This window comes from Devosia sp. UYZn731 (assembly GCF_040546795.1).
Taxonomy (GTDB): Bacteria; Pseudomonadota; Alphaproteobacteria; order Rhizobiales; family Devosiaceae; genus Devosia.
On sequence record NZ_JBEPOL010000018.1, the window covers coordinates 30,268 to 48,150 of the forward strand.

General features: G+C 59.5%; 21 protein-coding genes and 2 pseudogenes. 13 read left to right on the plus strand and 10 right to left on the minus strand.

What is annotated here, in order from left to right:
• Genes ABIB57_RS25845 through ABIB57_RS25855 form a run of 3 tightly spaced genes read left to right on the plus strand, consistent with a single transcriptional unit; the run spans window position 1 to window position 3,371 of the window.
• Window positions 1-1,473, plus strand: a complete 1,473-nt coding sequence (locus ABIB57_RS25845) for a sugar ABC transporter ATP-binding protein (protein WP_354044274.1) — start codon at window positions 1-3, stop codon at window positions 1,471-1,473.
• Window positions 1,470-2,429, plus strand: coding sequence for an ABC transporter permease (locus tag ABIB57_RS25850; protein ID WP_354044276.1), 960 nt, complete (start codon window positions 1,470-1,472; stop codon window positions 2,427-2,429). The genes ABIB57_RS25845 and ABIB57_RS25850 overlap by 4 nt, the downstream gene beginning before the upstream one ends.
• Window positions 2,430-3,371 carry an ABC transporter permease gene (locus ABIB57_RS25855; RefSeq protein WP_354044278.1) on the plus strand — a complete coding sequence of 314 codons (942 nt, stop codon included), beginning with the start codon at window positions 2,430-2,432 and terminating at the stop codon, window positions 3,369-3,371. It abuts the gene before it with no gap.
• A 280-nt stretch (window positions 3,372-3,651) separates the two neighbouring features.
• Here ABIB57_RS25855 and ABIB57_RS25860 read toward each other — a convergent pair whose 3' ends face one another.
• Both ABIB57_RS25860 and ABIB57_RS25865 read right to left on the minus strand, forming a co-directional pair.
• On the minus strand, window positions 3,652-5,061 hold the full coding sequence (locus ABIB57_RS25860) for a pyridoxal phosphate-dependent decarboxylase family protein (protein ID WP_354044279.1): 1,410 nt from the start codon (window positions 5,059-5,061) through the stop codon (window positions 3,652-3,654).
• Window positions 5,062-5,091: 30 nt separating this feature from the next.
• Entirely contained in the window at window positions 5,092-5,703 is a 612-nt protein-coding gene (locus tag ABIB57_RS25865; RefSeq protein WP_354044281.1) for a 2-hydroxychromene-2-carboxylate isomerase, read from the minus strand.
• A gap of 454 nt (window positions 5,704-6,157) precedes the next feature.
• Here ABIB57_RS25865 and ABIB57_RS25870 point away from each other — a divergent pair, with 454 nt between their 5' ends.
• Window positions 6,158-6,406, plus strand: coding sequence for an SOS response-associated peptidase family protein (locus tag ABIB57_RS25870; RefSeq protein ID WP_354044282.1), 249 nt, complete (start codon window positions 6,158-6,160; stop codon window positions 6,404-6,406).
• On the opposite strand, the pseudogene ABIB57_RS25875 reads toward ABIB57_RS25870, so the two are convergent.
• A pseudogene (locus tag ABIB57_RS25875) lies at window positions 6,372-6,569 on the minus strand (sugar ABC transporter ATP-binding protein); the annotation flags it as partial. The gene ABIB57_RS25870 and the pseudogene ABIB57_RS25875 sit on opposite strands and share 35 nt — an antisense overlap.
• Between ABIB57_RS25875 and ABIB57_RS25880 the strand changes: the two are divergent.
• From ABIB57_RS25880 to ABIB57_RS25895, 4 genes and pseudogenes are all read left to right on the plus strand, one after another.
• On the plus strand, window positions 6,504-7,115 hold the full coding sequence (locus ABIB57_RS25880) for an autotransporter outer membrane beta-barrel domain-containing protein (RefSeq protein WP_354044305.1): 612 nt from the start codon (window positions 6,504-6,506) through the stop codon (window positions 7,113-7,115). The pseudogene ABIB57_RS25875 and the gene ABIB57_RS25880 overlap by 66 nt on opposite strands.
• 14 nt (window positions 7,116-7,129) lie before the next feature.
• On the plus strand, window positions 7,130-7,642 hold the full coding sequence (locus ABIB57_RS25885; protein ID WP_354044284.1) for an invasion associated locus B family protein: 513 nt from the start codon (window positions 7,130-7,132) through the stop codon (window positions 7,640-7,642).
• A 47-nt stretch (window positions 7,643-7,689) separates the two neighbouring features.
• A pseudogene (locus ABIB57_RS25890) lies at window positions 7,690-8,055 on the plus strand (SLC13 family permease); the annotation flags it as partial.
• A gap of 172 nt (window positions 8,056-8,227) precedes the next feature.
• Window positions 8,228-8,524: a PRC-barrel domain-containing protein gene (locus ABIB57_RS25895; RefSeq protein ID WP_354044285.1), complete on the plus strand. Its 297-nt coding sequence runs from the start codon at window positions 8,228-8,230 to the stop codon at window positions 8,522-8,524.
• A 214-nt stretch (window positions 8,525-8,738) separates the two neighbouring features.
• Here ABIB57_RS25895 and ABIB57_RS25900 read toward each other — a convergent pair whose 3' ends face one another.
• Window positions 8,739-9,929 (minus strand): chloride channel protein, encoded by a 1,191-nt coding sequence (locus ABIB57_RS25900; protein ID WP_354044287.1) that lies wholly within the window; start codon window positions 9,927-9,929, stop codon window positions 8,739-8,741.
• A gap of 602 nt (window positions 9,930-10,531) precedes the next feature.
• Entirely contained in the window at window positions 10,532-10,732 is a 201-nt protein-coding gene (locus ABIB57_RS25905; protein WP_354044288.1) for a hypothetical protein, read from the minus strand.
• Window positions 10,733-10,812: 80 nt separating this feature from the next.
• On the opposite strand from ABIB57_RS25905, the gene ABIB57_RS25910 reads away from it, so the two are divergent.
• The 3 genes from ABIB57_RS25910 to ABIB57_RS25920 all read left to right on the plus strand — a co-directional run bounded on the left by ABIB57_RS25910 (window position 10,813) and on the right by ABIB57_RS25920 (window position 12,225).
• The gene (locus ABIB57_RS25910) at window positions 10,813-11,094 is read left to right on the plus strand and encodes a hypothetical protein (protein WP_354044289.1); all 282 of its coding nucleotides are present in this window, start codon (window positions 10,813-10,815) and stop codon (window positions 11,092-11,094) included.
• Complete coding sequence (locus ABIB57_RS25915; RefSeq protein WP_354044291.1) at window positions 11,095-11,838, plus strand: SOS response-associated peptidase; 744 nt, start codon at window positions 11,095-11,097, stop codon at window positions 11,836-11,838. It begins immediately after the preceding gene.
• 159 nt (window positions 11,839-11,997) lie between these two features.
• Entirely contained in the window at window positions 11,998-12,225 is a 228-nt protein-coding gene (locus tag ABIB57_RS25920; RefSeq protein ID WP_354044292.1) for a hypothetical protein, read from the plus strand.
• A gap of 630 nt (window positions 12,226-12,855) precedes the next feature.
• On the opposite strand, the gene dinB is transcribed toward ABIB57_RS25920, so the two are convergent.
• Entirely contained in the window at window positions 12,856-13,977 is a 1,122-nt protein-coding gene (gene dinB, locus ABIB57_RS25925; RefSeq protein WP_354044294.1) for a DNA polymerase IV, read from the minus strand.
• The gene (locus ABIB57_RS25930; protein ID WP_354044295.1) at window positions 13,949-14,338 is read right to left on the minus strand and encodes a hypothetical protein; all 390 of its coding nucleotides are present in this window, start codon (window positions 14,336-14,338) and stop codon (window positions 13,949-13,951) included. Before ABIB57_RS25930 ends, dinB begins: the two co-directional genes overlap by 29 nt.
• A 640-nt stretch (window positions 14,339-14,978) precedes the next feature.
• Here ABIB57_RS25930 and ABIB57_RS25935 point away from each other — a divergent pair.
• Both ABIB57_RS25935 and ABIB57_RS25940 read left to right on the plus strand, forming a co-directional pair.
• Window positions 14,979-15,272: a PHP domain-containing protein gene (locus tag ABIB57_RS25935; protein ID WP_354044296.1), complete on the plus strand. Its 294-nt coding sequence runs from the start codon at window positions 14,979-14,981 to the stop codon at window positions 15,270-15,272.
• 565 nt (window positions 15,273-15,837) lie between these two features.
• On the plus strand, window positions 15,838-15,993 hold the full coding sequence (locus ABIB57_RS25940) for a hypothetical protein (protein ID WP_354044298.1): 156 nt from the start codon (window positions 15,838-15,840) through the stop codon (window positions 15,991-15,993).
• A 127-nt stretch (window positions 15,994-16,120) separates the two neighbouring features.
• Here the strand turns inward: ABIB57_RS25940 and ABIB57_RS25945 are convergent, their stop codons facing one another.
• The 3 genes from ABIB57_RS25945 to ABIB57_RS25955 form a co-directional block, all read right to left on the minus strand.
• Complete coding sequence (locus ABIB57_RS25945; RefSeq protein ID WP_354044299.1) at window positions 16,121-16,372, minus strand: hypothetical protein; 252 nt, start codon at window positions 16,370-16,372, stop codon at window positions 16,121-16,123.
• Entirely contained in the window at window positions 16,373-16,825 is a 453-nt protein-coding gene (locus ABIB57_RS25950; RefSeq protein WP_354044301.1) for a hypothetical protein, read from the minus strand.
• Between the two features lie 142 nt (window positions 16,826-16,967).
• The gene (locus ABIB57_RS25955; RefSeq protein ID WP_354044302.1) at window positions 16,968-17,435 is read right to left on the minus strand and encodes a hypothetical protein; all 468 of its coding nucleotides are present in this window, start codon (window positions 17,433-17,435) and stop codon (window positions 16,968-16,970) included.
• Window positions 17,436-17,883: the final 448 nt, after the last annotated feature.

Consider the following 17,883-nt stretch of genomic DNA (forward strand, 5'->3'; position numbering starts at 1 on the left):
ATGGCTGACGACAGGACTCCAATCGTTACGCTGGGCGGCGTCGAAAAGCATTTCGGTGCCGTTCATGCCCTCGATGGCGTCGACCTTTCGGTTGCGGCCGGGGAATGTGTTGGCCTGGTCGGCCACAACGGCGCCGGCAAGTCTACCCTGATGCATATTCTCGCCGGCATCGGTATGCCCGATGCCGGCAGCATCAGCATCGGAGGGGTGGAGCAAGGAAGCTACACCGTTGGCCTGGCGCAAAGGCTCGGCATTCGCTGCGTCTTTCAGGAGCTTTCGCTCTGCCCCAATCTGACGGTAGCTGAAAACACCCACGTCACACATGCCTCGATCCGCGGCATTGGCTGGCGCGGGCGGGCGGCCGCGCTGGTCGTCCATAAGCTCGATGAAGTCTTCCCCGGCCACGGCATCGAAGCAAGGGACGTCGTCGCCGACCTGCCGATCGGCAAGCGGCAAATGGTGGAAGTCGCGCGTGCGTTCACCGTCACGCAGGATCCGCTGAAACTGGTGATCCTGGACGAGCCGACGTCCTCGCTGGACGCCCATACCGCGGGGCAATTGCTCGCCTTCGTTCGGCGGGCGACGGGGCAGGGGATCAGCTGCATCCTGATTTCGCACCTGCTCGGAGAAATCCTTGAAACCGCGAACCGTATCGTCGTCATGCGCGATGGCAAGGTTGTGGCAAGTGACCGTGCCAGCGCCTTCGACCGTGACCGCCTGGTGACCACCATGGGTGGCGCCGAGCAGCATAAGAAGACAGTGCGCGATACCAAGGCCAAGGTCCGTGGCAGCACTCCAGTTCGAGTGAGTGCCCGCCCGAAACTACAGGCTGACGCGGCCCAACTCATCGCGCATCGCGGCGAAATCATCGGCCTCGCTGGCCTCGCCGGTCACGGACAGACCCGCCTTCTCCTCGATATTTTCAACGCATCGTCGCGGCGCATACCTGGGGTTGAAGTCACTATGCCAGTGGCACTCGTGGCTGGCGACCGCCAGACCGACGGCATTTTCCCGCTCTGGTCGATCGCCCAGAACATCGGCATCAGATCGCTGAAGCGGCTGCGGCGCGGTCCATTCGTCGCGTCCGACCTGGAGACACAGTTCGCCGACGGCTGGCGCCAGAAAATCGGCATCCGCAGCCCCGATCTCGACAACAACATTCTGTCGCTCTCAGGCGGCAACCAGCAAAAGACGCTGTTCGCCCGTGCGCTTGGCTCGGACGCCAGCATCATTCTGATGGACGATCCGATGCGCGGCGTCGATATCGGTACTAAGCTCGAAGTCTATGACCTGATCCGGGCCGAAGCGCAGACGGGTCGCACGTTCCTCTGGTACACCACCGAAACTGAGGAATTGGGCCATTGCGACCACATCTATGTCTTCCGCAATGGCTGCATCGTCGCTGATCTCGATCGCAGTGAATTGACCGAACAGAAGGTCATCCAGTCCTCCTTTGCGGAGGGAGCGGCATGACGGTCGACGCAGCCCAGACATCACGTCCTTTCAACTACGCCCGGATGCTTCGCACCCTGTTGCCGGCGCTGTCGCTAGCGCTGGTGCTGCTGGCTATCGCCTGGCTCAACCCGCGCGCCATCAGCTATCTTGGCTTCACCCTGATGCTGAACCTAGCCATCCCGATCGCGCTAGTGACCATCGCCCAGATGTTTGTCATCACCGTCAATGAGCTGGACCTGTCGATCGGTCCCTTCGTGGGCTTTGTCGGCTGCGTCACCGCCACCTGGCTCACTGAGACGCCGCTGCTCGGCTTAGCAGTCCTGCTCGGCGCCATTCTGGTCTATGCCGCGCTTGGCGCTCTGATCCATCTGCGCAACCTGCCATCGATCGTCGTCACGCTCGGCATGAGCTTCGTCTGGCAGGGCCTCGCCATTCTCATCCTGCCAACGCCCGGCGGCAAGGCGCCCGAATGGCTGATGACCATGATGGGCTTCAAGCCGCCCTTCGTACCATTCCCAATCATCGCCGCCCTGCTAATTGGCCTCGTCGCGCATTTTGGCCTGATGCGCACCTCCTATGGCACCATCCTGCGCGGCGCCGGCGGCAATGGCCAGGCCATCGCCCGGGCGGGCTGGTCGCTGCTGCGCGCTAAAATGGTCATGTTTGGCCTGGCCGGCCTGTTCGGGGTCTTTTCCGGCTTGGCCCTCATCGGTACCACCAGTTCGGGCGACGCCAATATCGGCAATGGCTATACGCTGCTCTCGATCGCTGGTGTCATCCTGGGTGGCGGCGAATTCGTCGGCGGCCGCGTCTCACCCATCGGGGCGGTTATCGGCGCGCTCACACTGGCCCTGGCCGCCTCGTCTCTCCTGACCTTCATGCACATTCCACCGGATTGGCAGGTAGCCGCCAATGGCGCTATCCTGATCATCGTGCTGGCGGCCCGCGTGCTGATCAGCCGGCGGGAGGCCTGAATGGTCCGCGCCATCCTGGCCAAACCTTGGATTTGGTCGTTCATCGGCGCGTTTCTGGTGTTCATCGCCACCATCATCTTCACCCGCGGCGTCGGCGCCGGAGGCATCGTAACCGCGGCCCTGTCGCTGGCGGTGTTCACAGTCATCGTCGGCACCGGGCAGATGTTCGTGATCAGCCTTGGTCCCGGCAATGTCGATCTGTCGCTGCCTGCCAATATAGGCCTCGCCAGCGCCGTCGCCATGAAGGTCATGGGCGGCAATGATTCAATGATCATAGTCGGTTTGGTTGCGGCGCTCGGCAGCGGCTTACTAGTCGGATTTGCCAATTATGCTCTGATCCGGGCGTTGCGCATCCCGCCGATCATCGCCACCCTGTCATCGAGCTTTATCGTCCTTTCAATCGACATCAGCTATGGGCGGGGCTTACAAATCAAACCGCCGCCGGGCTTTGCTGCCTTCACCAATATCCAGGTCCTTGGCATTCCCATCCTCGCCATTGTCGGCATCCTGTTTTCCGTCGCTGCCGGCATCGCCCTGCAGCGCATGCTTTATGGCCGCTCGGTCCTCGCCATCGGCCAGAACATGCGTGCCGCCTGGCTCGCTGGTATCCCGGTGGAGCGCGTCCGCATGATTACCTACATGCTGTCGGGGGCGCTGGGCGGCCTCAACGGGGCGCTGCTGGCGGGCTATTTCCGCGGCGCCAGCGTCGATATCGGCAATGAATATCTGCTGTCTTCCATAGCCGTCGTTGTCATTGGCGGCACCTCGGTGGCGGGAGGAAAGTCCAATGTCCCAGGCATTTGGGGAGCCGCGCTTTTCCTCGTATTGCTGCTGACGATGCTCAACACCTTTGGTGTGAGCCCCGGCCTTCGACTATTGCTGACAGGATTGATCATCGTCAGCGTTATCACTGCAGCGGGCGGACAGAAGCAGGCTCGCTGACCCTCGTCACAATGCGTATTCATGATCACATTAAAGACGCTTCCGCAGCTTCGCGAACCGACACTGGAAGGGTCTGCCACAGCCCCAAATTGCCAGCCGGTCTGCGCCCCATATCGGCCGTTCAGCCCGCCTCTCCGACTTCCTAAGAGCAGTCGGTCCGCTCAAGTCGAGGCAATGGCGATAACGAGGTTGAAGGCAGACTGTCCGTTGTCGGAACGCGATTGCAGGTACCGCAATAATCGAACGCGGCATCGTCAGTGTTCGCCAGAATATGGTGGAGTTACTCTGCTGCACGTACCTGGCGCCAAGCGCCGATGATTGCATCGGCCGAAAGGTCAATGTCTCGTTCCGTGGTCGCTCCGGAACTTATCGAAATCCGCATGACCCAGTCGCCGCGCCATAATGCACCTGCGACGTAGCAGGTGCCGTCGGCAATGACCCGGGCAATAACGGTTTCAGTCTGCCGTTTACGATCGATGCTTTCCCCGACGCCAAAATTCAGTATGAGCTGATTGATTATTGGTGTGCTCACAACACAAATCCCCGGCTCGGAGGAAACCCGTTCAGCAAAACGGATAGCCAAGGTACAATGTCGCTGCACAAGCTCCACCACACCCTGCCGCCCCAAGGTCTTGAGTACTGCGTAGACCGGGATACCCCGGGCGCGACGTGACAGTTCGGGGACATAGTTGGACGGAATACGGTCACCGGCGGCGATGGATGGAAGATAGCTTGACCATTGCGACATCGCGCCTAACAGGGTATCCCGGTCTCGAACGATAGCAAAGCCACTATCATAGGGCACCTGCAGCCATTTGTGACCATCGGTCGCCCAGCTGTCGCAGCCCTCGATGCCTTCTGTTAGCTGCGCATGGGTGGGCGTGGCCCGTGCCCAAAGGCCAAATGCCCCATCCACATGAACCCAAGCATCGTGTTCCTTTCCTATCGCTACAAGGTCTCCAAAAGGGTCAAAAGCGCCTGTGTTGATCTGTCCTGCCTGAGCAATGACGATTTTAGGTCCGGTGAGGGGAGCAATCGCCGTTTGAAGCGCACGTGGGTCCATGCGACCCAATTCGTCGGTGTCGATGCTGATGACCCGCTTCCGGCCAAGCCCAATAAGCTGAAGCGACGAAAACACCGAAGAGTGTGCGTCTTTCCCAATCAGCACATGAATTGGTGGCGCACCAAACAACCCGTCCGCGTCGGGATCCCAGCCTGATGCAAGCAACGTTTTGGTTCTAGCGGCGGCCAGGCAGATGCCATTGGCGACTGTTGCCCCTGTTGTGAAGCCGATGCCGCTTTCCCTCGGCAAGTTCAAAATCTCGAGCAGCCACCGCTCTGCTACTTCTTCGAATGCGGCTGCGGCGGGTGATGTGGATTGATAGCCGGCGTTCTGCCCCCAAGCACTGACCAGAAAGTCCGCAGCCACACCGATTGGGTCAGAGGCGCCCATGACCCAGGCGAAGAATCTCGGGCCGGTCGTTGGCATAAGCCCGGGTTCAGCGGCCGTCACCAGCTGTTCCAAAACCTCGGTTGGGTCTGTCCCAACGGTGGGCAGAGGCATTGCCAATTGTTCTCGCATCTCGTGATAGTCCGCGAGTGGACGTGCGGAATGGCTGCCAATCTGAGACCGGTAGCGAGCGGCATATTCAGCTGCCTTGCCAAGCAAAAGGCCCAAGTCTTTGCCCATTTTGTTTTCCAATCGTCGGCATCTGGAAGTTTACGTATCGAGGCGAAGCGCCTTCTGCGCGGCCCATTCGATGGCATCTTCGAGGCGATCATCACCCCAGAAGATTTCTTCTCCCGAGGCAAAAGTGGGCGATCCAAAGACGCCCAACGAACGGGCGGCATCAGTCTCAATTTCGATGTACCGGCTAATCTCGCTCGAGCTCGCCCGCTCAACCGCTTGGCTCACATTCATACCGAAACTTGCCAGCACAGATTCAGTATTCTGTTCAACGCCAGGTATCTCCCGACGAAGGAACCAGGCCCTGTAGGAAGCTTCGACGAAAGCCGCGCCATGTCCCTCGAGCGTGGCCACCGTTGCCAGACGAAGGGCCTTTAGTTGAGGGTCAACGGGGTATGGAGGCTGTTCTGTCCACGGGAGTCCATAGCGCTTGGCGCGGCGTTCTATATCGCGCCACATGTAGCGCGCCTTCACCGGCTTCTTGGCGAATGGAACGTTGTCCATCTCAACCATGATAGTTCGGACATTGAACGGTCGCCACCGAAGCTGGATACCTGCGGCCTGCGCTTTCGCTTCGGCGCGCATAGCAGTCAGATAGGTATAGGTGCTGCCCGGGAAGTAAAAGACGTCCAGCATGCCTGGCATGGTTTTGACCCTCCTAGATAGCATATGGATTGCGACTACTATCCGCAATTGGCGCTGTGCAGAGGCGAAACTTCTCATCTCGGTATGGGAATGCGCGAATTACGGCGACGGACTGTCATGGAGAGTTCGGAAGTTCCCTGCGGGGTGACCGCTTCTTGCGGGTCGAGGCCTCTACGGCCTCCATGGCTCACTCGGGTACACGCGAGTCGAGAATGCCTTGGCGGTGGCACCGATCGTGCGAGCCGGGGTGCGGGCGGGGAGACGGTCCTACTGTGCGGACGCTTCACTGCGGAATATACCTGGGCGGCGCCGCATGCCCTGTACAAGCTATCGCACGACCTGTTCCCGACCGCGCCGTCGAACATGCAGCCCCGCTATAACATCGCGCCCACGCAGGACGTGGACTTCGTCGCTAACGACAAGGGCGGCAACCTGGAGCTGCTCCGGGGCGCTGGTGGCTTTGCCGCTCTGGGCGAAGGAGCTGCCCAAGGCGACTCTGTTCAAGGCACGGATCGAGGCCGTTGACAGCACGCTGGCATTCCGCGATGCCTTCACGAGCGGCCGCTGCCTGATCCCGGCTGACGGGTACTTGGAATGGACCACCAGCCTGGTCGACGGCAAGAAAGAACCCCTGGCTCTCGGAAAGTGGATTTCCGCGCTCTGTGGTTTCAGATGTTGGGTGGCGGCATGGCGCCGGTCATGATCGCTACCGCGTCGGACATAGTGTGATTTTTTGGGTTGATCACTGCGATCCGCTTGCCCAATCGGTGGATGTGAATGCGGTCCGCGACCTCGAACACATGCGGCATGTTGTGGGAAATCAGTACGATGGGCAGGCCGCGCCGCTTGACGTCGAGCATCAGTTCCTAATCACCGCCTTCGACAGCACACTGACATCCTCGCTCACTGGTCTCAACCTTGTGACCGGTAATAGCGGGCGAGGCTACGCGCTTAGTCTCGAAGCCGGACAAGAAGTCCAGTTCGGCCAGCACTTCTCGATCACCTTGCAAGCGCAGCTCGCCTATTCCGCAGTCCGCTTCAATACCTGTACTGACCCTTTTGGCGCACCGGTGTCACTGACCGACGGCGATCGCCTGCGGGGCCGCACCGGCGTCTCGGTGGAGTACGAGACCGAATGGCAATCGCCGACCGGCAAGCGCAACAGCACGCACCTGGATGGCATCGCAAACCTCTACTACGACTTTTTCGAAGGCCCCCAGATGAGCGTGGCCGGCACGCCTGTCTTCAGCCGCAACGACCCGCTGTCCGGCGGGGTGGGACTGGGCGGTTCGATCAGCCTTAACGACGATGCCGTCCGCCTCCATGGCGAAGCGCTTGTTACAACCGGCCTTAGCAGCTTCGGCACCAACCAGGGCTTCAGCGCCACAGGCGGGATCAGCATACGATGGTAACGGTTCGAGCAATCTTGGTCCTTGCCCTCGGGTTGGTCCCCGCCATTCACCAGAGCGTCGTTGCGCAAGAGCGCCCGACTTTGCCGAACGGCGCCACTTCGCTCCTAGAAAGCTACCAAGATTGGGTCGTAGCCTGCGCCACCGCAGACGCTGCCGTCCGCTGCAGCATGGGCCAGGAGCAAAGCCAGCAGGATGGCCAGCGGGTTCTAGGTATTGAACTGTCGAAGCAGGAAGATGGCTCGATCGGCGGGTTGATGGTGCTGCCCTTTGGCTTGGCTCTCGAAGATGGGGGTAGGCTTCAGGTCGACGAGCAGCAAGCTCAGCCGAGACTGCCTTTTCGCACCTGCCTGCCGGTTGGATGTATCGCGCAATTGGTGCTGAGCGCCGAGCAGATCGCCAAGATGCGGGCTGGGACTCAGCTGCGGGTCCATGTCCGCCAAGAGAGCGCCAGCGAAGCGACAACCCTCAGCATCTCGCTGGCAGGTTTTGGAACGGCTTTAGACCGGACACTGGTTCTCAGTGAATAGTTTACCTTCAGGCGGCTCATAGGAGGTAGGGCGCGGCATGCGGTGGAACTACCGGCGCAACCGATCTGATCGCAAACTGGCTTTCCGATATAGCCAGCGTTTTGCCCCCCTATGGGGCGCGCGCCGTCATCATGGTGGCAGCCATGGCGGTAACGCCGTTCCTGAACAATGCGGCTACGGTTTTGGTCATGGCGCCGATCGCCGCGATTTTCGCGACCAACCTTGGTTTCCGCCCGGAAGCCTTTGTCATGGCCGTAGCAATTGGGGCCGGCTCTGACTCCCTCACCCCGATCGGTCACCAGTGCAATACTTTGGTCACGGGGCCCGGCGGTGAACGGTTCGGTGACTACTGGCGACTGGGACTGCCTCTATCCAACTTGGTTGTGTTGGTTTCAGTGCCCATGCTGATGTAGGTTCGGACCATCTAGTCGCCAGGACGGCCCTAGCGCGTAAGGAGACTAGGGGCGTGGGAGCGTCATCCGTTCCCTGGCGTCGTGTCTGACGCTTCGCTTACAAGTCGCCCATCAATCTGGGAACGAAAGCCCGCCGCAGCGATTACCTAGACCTAGGCAAAAGGAGCTCACTATGGACCACACCAATCACGTACGGCTTTCGAGCACGGAGTTGACCCCTGCTATTCTCGAGGGTGCGACCATCTACGGCGCCAACGATCACAAGGTCGGCAAGGTTGACCATGTGCATGGCGCAGGCGCCGGAACTGCTGCGATCGTGGATGTTGGCGGCTTCCTCGGCATTGGCGCAAAGCCGGTTGCGGTCCCGCTGAGCGACCTTGAATTCATGCGCGACCAGGATGGACATGTCCATGCGGTGACGACCTGGACCAAGGACCAGTTGGAAAAGATGCCCGAGCATCATCACTAAAAAAGAGGCCCGGTTCAGCCGGGCCTTTTTTTTTGCGCAGCCGCTCGCCGAATGCTCGCTTTTGTCAGGCGGGAGAACAGCAGCAACGCCCGCAGTCAATTGAGCATTGTCTCATCCAAATCGACTTGCCGCATCGACACGGCGGCATCTTCCTAGCGACCAAGTTGATGTGGCTGGCAGCACCAGCAGGACGACGATGATATCGAGCAGCGACCTAGGTTTGCCGCTCGATCACGGTCTTTCCTCGCGTAAATTTGTCGGCAAGAGCGTGATAAATGCCCTCCGGGCAGATCGTCTTCGAGATCAACGACGCCGCCAGCGCGCTGATCATGATCGGCAAGATAAGTGCATGATCGGCGGTCATCTCCGAAACGATGATCGCCGATGTGAGGGGCGCCTGCACCACGCCGGCAAGGTAGGCGGCCATGAACAGGATGGCCAGCACGTTGATCGGCACCTGGGGGATCAGCGGCGCAAAATTGGCGGCCAGGCCCGCGCCCACCGACAGTGAGGGCGAGAAGATGCCACCTGGGATACCGCTGATCGCCGTCAGCATCGTGGCAAGCCATTTGAACGGGCCGAAGGCGGCCGGCACGGCTTGCCCAGCCAGGATCTGCTTTGACTCTTCGTAGCCCGTGCCGAAGATCGTTCCCCCCGCCATCAGTCCGCATACCGCAACCAACAGTCCGCATATTACCGCAAACGAAACGGGATGCGCCTTGATGGCGACGCCAATTCTGCCCGGCAAGCCCATGGAGAAAAGGATAACACATCGGCTGAACGCACCACCTGCGGCGCCACCCACAATAGCGGCCAGCCCAACGGCAAGCCATGGCCAGCCCCAACCCAGCGAGTCGGTGGCCACACCGAAATAGGTATAATTGCCCAGCACAGCCTGAGACGTCAGGCCTGCCGCGATGACGGTTGCGAGCACCAGGACACTCGATCGCACCTCGAAAGATCGGCTCATCTCCTCGATACCGAACATGATTCCGGCCAGTGGCGCATTGAACGCTGCGGCGACCCCTGCGGATGCTCCTGCGAGTAAAAGGCCGGGCTGGCGGTGCGGAGCGAACCGACCCAATGCGAACATGATGGCGGCTCCCACCTGCACGGTTGGCCCTTCGCGTCCTGCCGAAGCACCAACCCCCAGGCCGAGACCGAGCAAAAGAATTTTGCCGAACGCCATGCGCAATGAGACCAGCCGACTGCGTTCCTCCTGATCGGCCAGCCGGCGCGCCGCCATGACCTGCGGAATGCCGCTGCCTTGGGATCCATCGAAAAACCGGTTGGCAAGCCAGGCCGACAGCCCGAAGCCAAATGGCGTCAGCACCACCGGAAGATAGGGATAGCGTTCGCGCATAATGGCAAAAGCCAGTTGCGCCTTGTCGGCCAGCAAGGCCATGCAGACCGCAGCGACGCCGATCAGGAGCCCGCCGACCAGGAACAGCGCCCGCCGCCGCAATTTGGGCATGGCACGACGTCGGCGAATATCCATAACGGAACGAAGGCCGCGCTTTTTCATCGGAGTCCTTTTGTGAAGCCTATCCCAGCATGTGCGCTAAGGCGGCTTCCATTCAAAAATGGCAGCCATCTGACCTTCTACGGATACGGATCGTATAGGGTAGTGGCGATCCGCACAAAATCACCGGTCATTCGCCAGACAGCGGGCGGCTGTGTCGTTGTTATACAGTGACAGCACCGATACCATGACAATCTCGGCGGCGTGAACAGGGCTTGCCGTTCCGCATTATGGTGGTCCAATTGATCAAGCCAGTCGTCCCCACCCCGACGCTGCGCGAATATATCGTTGCCGGGGTGCAGATGACGGTCGGCAGCATGGTGGATGCGGCCACCGGCAACAGATCGATTTTCAAAAGCTCATGGAGATCTATGGCCCCGATATGGATGCGGTTAGAGCGCTGCGGGCCGGGATACGTTGCCCTCACTGCGGTGGTCTGCCGGGGACGATGTTCGTGACCTACCCATATACTGGGTGACCTGCGTTCAGTCTTCGAGCTTGCCGACGACCCGAAGTGCCACGAGATGGCTGAGCAATCCAGTGGCAACACCGCAAAACGGCAGCCACCAGCGCATGTCATTTGCCAACACCGGCGTTACGCACATTGCCGTCAAGGCAACAATGGCTGCCGCGTTGAGAAAGGCCGCAACCACCTTCCTCCGTTCATTCCGTGCATTTTTGCCCATGGCGTTCTCCTTCCCATGACAAGATAAGCCCTGATTGGCGGCAGAGGATTTGGGGGATATCTTGAGCGCAGGGGGTGGCCATGAAGGACTTCGTCGACCGGCTCAGCGCCGATCTATCAGGGCGCTATGTCCACTATCTGGAGACGCTGCTGGTGGACCTCTGGAGCGAGGCTGGCTTCATCGAGTTCAAGTGCGGCTTTGCGCTTAGGTCTGATCATCTAATGCGATGTTTCCAAATCAAAGTGCCCGCTTTAGCTGGCGACACCGATGGCGAGCGCCGCTTGATCGTGGTGATGATCTTTGAGGAGATCGAGGAGAAGATCGACCTCGCAATCGCCGAAAACAAACTGGACGCCAACTAGATGTGCAATCTCTATGGCATGACCAGTAATCGACAGGCCCTGATCGATCTGAACGGCGAACTATCGATCCTCGACAGTATCGGCAATCTTGAGCCCCAGCGCGGCATCTTCCCTGACTACTCAGCGCCGATTATCCGCAATTGGGACGGCGGGCGACAATTGACTAAGGCCCGTTGGGGCATGCCGACAGCGTTCAACGTCATCAAGGCGAACGCCCAGGAGCGGGCCGACAAGTTGATTGCCAAGGGCAAGGAGGCTGACTTCGAGGCTCTGCTCAAGGTTGAGCCCGACGCCGGAGTCACTAACCTTCGGAACTTGGATAGCCCCCACTGGCGTCGTTGGGTCGGTGTCGAGTCTCGCTGCTTAGTGCCGATGACCAGTTTCTCTGAAAACGAAGCCCTGCCGGATGGGTCCCATCCCCCGGTATGGTTCGCGCTTGGAGAAGACAGACCCTTAGTGGTGTTTGCGGGCATGTGGACGACGTGGACGAGCGTTCGCAAGGTCAAGGAAGGCGTCACCACCAACGATATTTTTGGATTTCTGACCTGCGAGCCAAATGCTGTAGTGGCTCCGGTGCACCCGAAGGCGATGCCGGTCATTCTAACAACAGAGGAAGAACGCGATATTTGGATGCGGGCACCATGGGCGGAAGCTAAGGCGCTCCAGCGACCTTTGCCAGATAGCGCCTTGATCGTTGTCGCTCGGGGTGATCGCACGGGCGACGGTCCGGGGCTGGAGCTTTGATGGCGACCTGTGGGGGCGATCTCGATTGAGCATAAGGCATTTGCGGCGATGACATGGAACGAACGGCCGTTAACGCCATGTTGCCAACACTTGGGGCTCTGGTGAAACTCCCACCGCGATATCGCGTATCTCCCCGAGATAACGGAGGGTGGCGTCGGGGTGCTGGCTTACTATCGCGGACATGTCATCGTGCTACTGCGCGATGATGCCCTTTCAGCCGAGATAACCGAGCGCAAGAGCGGCGCGCCTTTACCGACGAAGGTATTGGCGGTGCTCGGCGAGGACGTCAACACCGTGATTGAACGCGCCAAAGACCTCGTCGATATCTATGTGCAGGGCGCGATGATGACGTCGCGAAACGCTTCAAACGTGCAACTGAAAATTTAGAGACTTTTGGCATTGATGGAGTCGTCCAGACAGGTGCCCACATGCTCGCCATTTCCTGCGGTTTCGTTGCTGCCCTCGCCTTTGCTCTCAGCGTGGATTTGAAGCGCCAGAAAAGCTGGTGATCGGCAAGATACGTCCTACCTTGATATTCCCGGACTTTTCTCCTACCTAGAGGCTGTCTCGATGAGGATGCGTTACGCGCAGCTCTCGAACCAATGAGCACTGTGGCGATAAATCGCCAAGTTGATAGCGGCTCATAAAATCTCAATCACAGCCACGGGCTCACCGCTAAAGCCCGATAAGGAAACGACCCCGCCGTAGAGGCCGGGTCAGCAATTACATATGACCTTTCTAGACTTCAATGCTCGCGCCGAGCTCTATCTCGGTAGCGACTATGCATCGGCTCAGGCTGAGGGTGCACGACAGTTTCGTACGGCAGCCAACGCGCTGCGTTTCGCCCTCGAAGAGGCGGCCCCCGTTAGCCTTCGCGGCGCTATCCTGGTCGTCGGCGATCAAACTTTCTCCGCGACCGAAATGGGTGCCGTTTACAATAATCGTGGGTATCCGCTGCCTCGCAAGACCGAGTTGCGCGCCCGTTTAACGCCTCGCAGGCGAACGGCGCGATCACATCTAAATTGAGAACGTCATCTGCTCTTGATGGGGCTGATCGCTGCTCGGAGGCCCGAGAGTAGATAACGTAACCCCGAGCAGTCTTATCCCCTTGGGCGTTGGGAAAAGTCCAACGAGCGCAGGTTCGAGGCCAGCGGCAACGGAATTAGCAGTTCGCGCCGCCGTTGCCATGGATCGGCTGCGAGTGATCTGTTCGAAGTCGGCATACTTGACCTTGAGCGTCACAGTGCGACCTCCAATGCCCTTGGCGGAGCAGTGAGCGGCGACCTTTTCGATGATCGGCACCAATGCCTGCCGAGCTTCCTCGATGGTCGTCAGGTCTTGGCCAAAGGTTGTCTCGGCCCCGACCGACTTGCGCACCCGGTCATTGTGTACGCGGCGATGGTCGATGCCGCGCGCAACCCAATAAAAGTACGAGCCGGACTTGCCGAATTGCTGTTGCAGAAACTCCAGCGACTTGGCGCGAAGGTCTGCACCATTGGCGATCTCCAGCCTCTGCATGCGCTCAGCCGTGGCTGGTCCCACGCCATAGAACTTGGTTATCGGCAGCGTTGAGACGAACGCCTCGCCTTTTCCGGGCGGGATGACGAACTGGCCATTGGGCTTTCGCTGGCTCGATGCCGTTTTGGCCAAGAACTTATTGTAGCTGATGCCCGCCGACGCGGTCAGGCCGGTTGCCTCCCATATCTTGCGCCTGATCTGTTGCGCCACCTCGCTCGCCAGCGGCACGCCCATGAGGTTGTCCGTCACATCGAGATAGGCTTCGTCCAGTGACAGCGGCTCGATCAGGGGGGTATATTCGGCAAACACCTGGTGGATCTTGGCCGACACGGCCTTGTAAACGTCAAAACGCGGTGGCACGAAAATCAGGTTGGGACATTTGCGCTGGGCGGTGACGCTCGGCATGGCCGACCGCACGCCATACTCGCGCGCTTCGTAGCTCGCGGCCGCTACCACCCCGCGTTGACGAGACCCGCCGACGGCCACCGGCTTACCCTTCAGTTCGGGATTGTCGCGTTGCTCGACCGAGGCGTAGAAGGCGTCCATGTCGACGTGCACGATCTTGCGCACAGTTTCCGGCTCGCTCGCGTTCTCATCGTCCGGTTTGAGAATTTCCGCCATGTGCCCTGCCGACTGTGCCCACCGTTTGACAATGGAGAGCGCTACTTGTATCGCGCTGCGCGGCACATTTCTGCAGCCTTTGCATCATCCAATCGTGAATGTGGCGCTCGTCGTCCGTGCCGAGCACGTCGATGTCGTAGATGCCGATCTCATCCCAGTTGGTCAGCAACCATGCGCCGACATCATCGGGATGGTCGCCGCACATGACTTCAAGATAGCTGCAAATCATGCTTTCGACCGTCAGCGTCTTTGGGTCGATACCATAGACCACGATTTCATACTCGCCGCGTGTCGGCCCTTGATCCGCCCGGAATCGAACCGGCTCCAACAGCGTCAAGGGATCAAATTGTCGGTTCTGCATGTTCCACCATTGACCTTACTGCGCACAATGTTCTCTTTATGTTCTCTTTATGTTCTCTTGACCGCTTGGGGTCAAGAGAGCCAGAACATTGACCGCACCACCCGCCTATGCCGAGATGGTAAGCGCACCAATTTCACTTTCCTGCATGGTGCCTCCCACCCCTATGAGCTAGTTGCCACGTCGGCCGCGATGGGATTGAGCGGGGTCGGCATCTGCGATCACGACTCTTTGGCAGGCGTGGTCAGGGCCTATGCTTCTTGTGAGATCAAGGCTGACTTTTTCACCTTCTAGCAGGCCGTGGGATCGCGGATTATCTTCGATGATGCCACTCCCCGATAACGTCGTTTATCCGACTGACCGGGAGTCTTATGGCAAGCTTCGTGCTCTCCTGACGCTGTCAAAGCGGCGACCCCGTAGGGCGGGTGCTCGCTTCAGTTGCCGATCTACTCTCCCATCTGGAGGGCCAACTCTGCATCGTCGTGCTGAACCGCACCGGACGCGAAAGGTATTGCGCGTTGAGAGACCTCTCGCGAGCGGTCCGGGCCGCGCACGGCTGGGGGAACTTCTCCTACAAAGGTGACGACAAAGACCGCCTTGCGCGCCTCATGCTGGAGCAATCGCAGGCGGTCCCAAGCTGGCCATGAACAATGTGACCTACCATGCGCCTCACCGCCATTGGCTGCAAAACGTCCTGACCTGTATTCGGTTGGGCATAACGCTGGATCGAACCGGGCGTCGTCTGGATGCGGCAGGCGTCAACCACCTCAAGCCGCCCGAGGACATGGCGCTGTTGTTTGTCCACTGCCCCGACGCGATAGACGAAACCGCCCGGCTGTCCCGCGTTCACTTCTCACTGGACCAACTCCGCTACAACTACCCGAAGAGACCATCGACACTCGGGCGGACCAAGGGCAGGTATAACGACGGAGAATAGCCTTCTTCAGAAGGCCGAGTTGCTCCCTGAGTCCCGGGCAGGGCAGGAGCATCTGACCATAGACCCGGGGACGACGTTGATAAAACGACCTTTGAGCGCTCCTCTGCGGTGAGGGTATAGGTCGGACCATCATCGCCACTTCGATCCTCAGGTCAGGGATTGTCGTTTCCGACATTCCCACCCAATCGCGGGTGAGGCTGACGTTGGCCGACTTGATGAACTTGCGAAGCTATGGCGCTTGTTGAAGTAAAGCCCGGAAACGCGCAGACGCTTCCCATGTTTTGACGCTTAGCGAGTGGGGTATCAATACTGCATCATCCGAAATTGCGAGCGAGGAGGCCGCCACCCATACCAGCAAACGGCCTGCAATGTGCCGTTCGACATACGCCGAGTAGGTAGGGTATCAAATGCCCATCACCCAGAACTGCGATAGCAACAGTAGCGCCCGCCGGATTGTGATGGTCGAGGGGTGTAATTTTGGGCCCGAGTGGGCGGCGTTATTGGTCCGGAGCCATTTGGAGGGGGAGGCGTTGTGTCCACCATACCGATCTCCGGAGCGAACATCGTGAACCGCAATCTAATCATCGGAATTGTGTTTGGCGTCGTGATTGTCGTGCTGGGCACCATGTTGTTCAACGGCACCAGGCCGGCTACCGACGGCGGGACGCGTGCTGCCGCGCCTGTCAGCGAACCCGCCACGCCGTCAACCACTTCCCCTTGAACGCGGCAATCACTACACCCGCCTGTCCGCCCTTTCGCTTTAGATTTGTCCTCGCCTCTTCTGGACCGTAGTCGCGGGCACTAGGCCATCGCTGATTCCGGCGATGGCCTTTCAACGGCCCGGCCGGTTAGGTTGGCGGGCGGTAGAGCAGGACGGTCTTAGTGCCGCCGCTCAGGTCATCAAAAGTGACTTTCGCTCTCAGGTCGCGTAATCGACCAGTACGGATGAGCCGTTCTCCCAAGACGAGTTGCGCCGCAGCCTCGGGAGAAATTGCAGCGGCAATTTCGACCTCTGCCTCTTGGCGGATCGTGTGCAGGCCAGAGTAGGCGGCGACGGTATAGTGCCTTAGTTCATCCACTTGCCAGTCCAGTGCCTCCATCTATGGTGCTGCGGGAGTTGCCGGGGCATCGTCAGGTGCTGCGCCGATTGAGTCTGATACCGCTGGGGTGGCGCTACTGATGTTTGAGCCCTTGATGGCCGCGGTAAACATGACAGCGGCACCGAGCAGCCAGAGGACGGCCAGTATGACAATGAAGGTTGCCATGCGATCGGCCGAGCGCCCGCGCTTTAGAGCCTCTGTCTGGGCTGCGTTGTCATGGAAGGAATAGGTCATTTCTGGTCTTCGGCTCAAGGGGATGGTCCGGCTCGATTTTTGAAAGAGATCAGACCCAGGGGTAGTCTCCTCTGGATCTGGCTCGGCGTCGAGACGTGGAACATTGGGTTCGGGCGGAAACTGAAAGGGGTCAGTATCGGGCTTCGGATGATTGGGCGGCATAATATCCGGCGGTGGAGGGACGTCGCCTGGCTTGGGATCGACGGGAGGGAAGGCCATCTGCGTTCTCCATTCACGTTGAGCACGGTGAACGGTTCTGTCGCCACGCTAGTTCCTACTGGCGTTTAGTGCCTGTGCACCACGGAAATGATTAAGGCCGCCCTGGTTAATGGGCGGCCTTGCAAGATGCGGTCGATAGCTCTCACGGCGCCATCTGGAAATCCTTGGGGCCATTGAAATTTGGCTTAGGATCGTTGTTTGGCGCTTCCTTGAAATCATTCGGCCCCTGAAAACCGCCGCCTTTTCCGCCATTGCCACCGCCGCCGTTGCCATTGAAAGAGCCACCATCGCTCCCGTTGCCGACGGCCATGTAGCCTCCGGGGAGTGTGCCGATCACTCGGATGACGGCGACCTGATTCTGAATACCGGGCCAAGCACAAACCGCCTGGTCGCCATTCACGAATTCACAGGTGACAGGAACCGTCGGCGTCTGGCAGATGGCGGTGGTGCCGGCGATGTCAAAAGCGCCGTCGTGGCGTTCGCACCGATACTCGAACGCGTCAGGCGAGCTGCTCATCATGCGGGTTGCCGCCTGCGCCGGGGCGGCAGCCACTGCGAAGCCGATAATGGCAATGGCGAGGGAAATAGTCAGCGAAAGGGTTTTGGTCATCTAAGTTCTCCTTGATGCGCATCTGCGCTGTTCATGGGCCTAATAACCGGTCGAAATTCACCCTGGCGTGAACTGGCTGTTTAGTTGTGGTTCATATCCGAGCCATCATCAGAAAATAAGGAGGCCATCCCAGATAGCCTCACTGGCTGTCACCAAGCCCCTACATAAATCCGCCAACCGAGCGATGGGCATCGCCTGCGAAGTGTCTCGATTGAGACTAGGTACCGATAGAAAATCCGCGGGCGAGCGTCGTAGTTAGCGGGCACGAACCCGTTCTTGGCGCAATCCTCAGCGATTTGATCGGCACTGCGAGACCAGCCGGTGCCGGTTTTGAGGACACCGAGCTGGGGTGTTTGGACTGCCCCTAGCCCGGTAGACAGGCCCCGCCTATCCTTGGAGCATAGGAGGCAGCTTGTGAGTACACAGAGATTTACGCCGGAATTTAAAG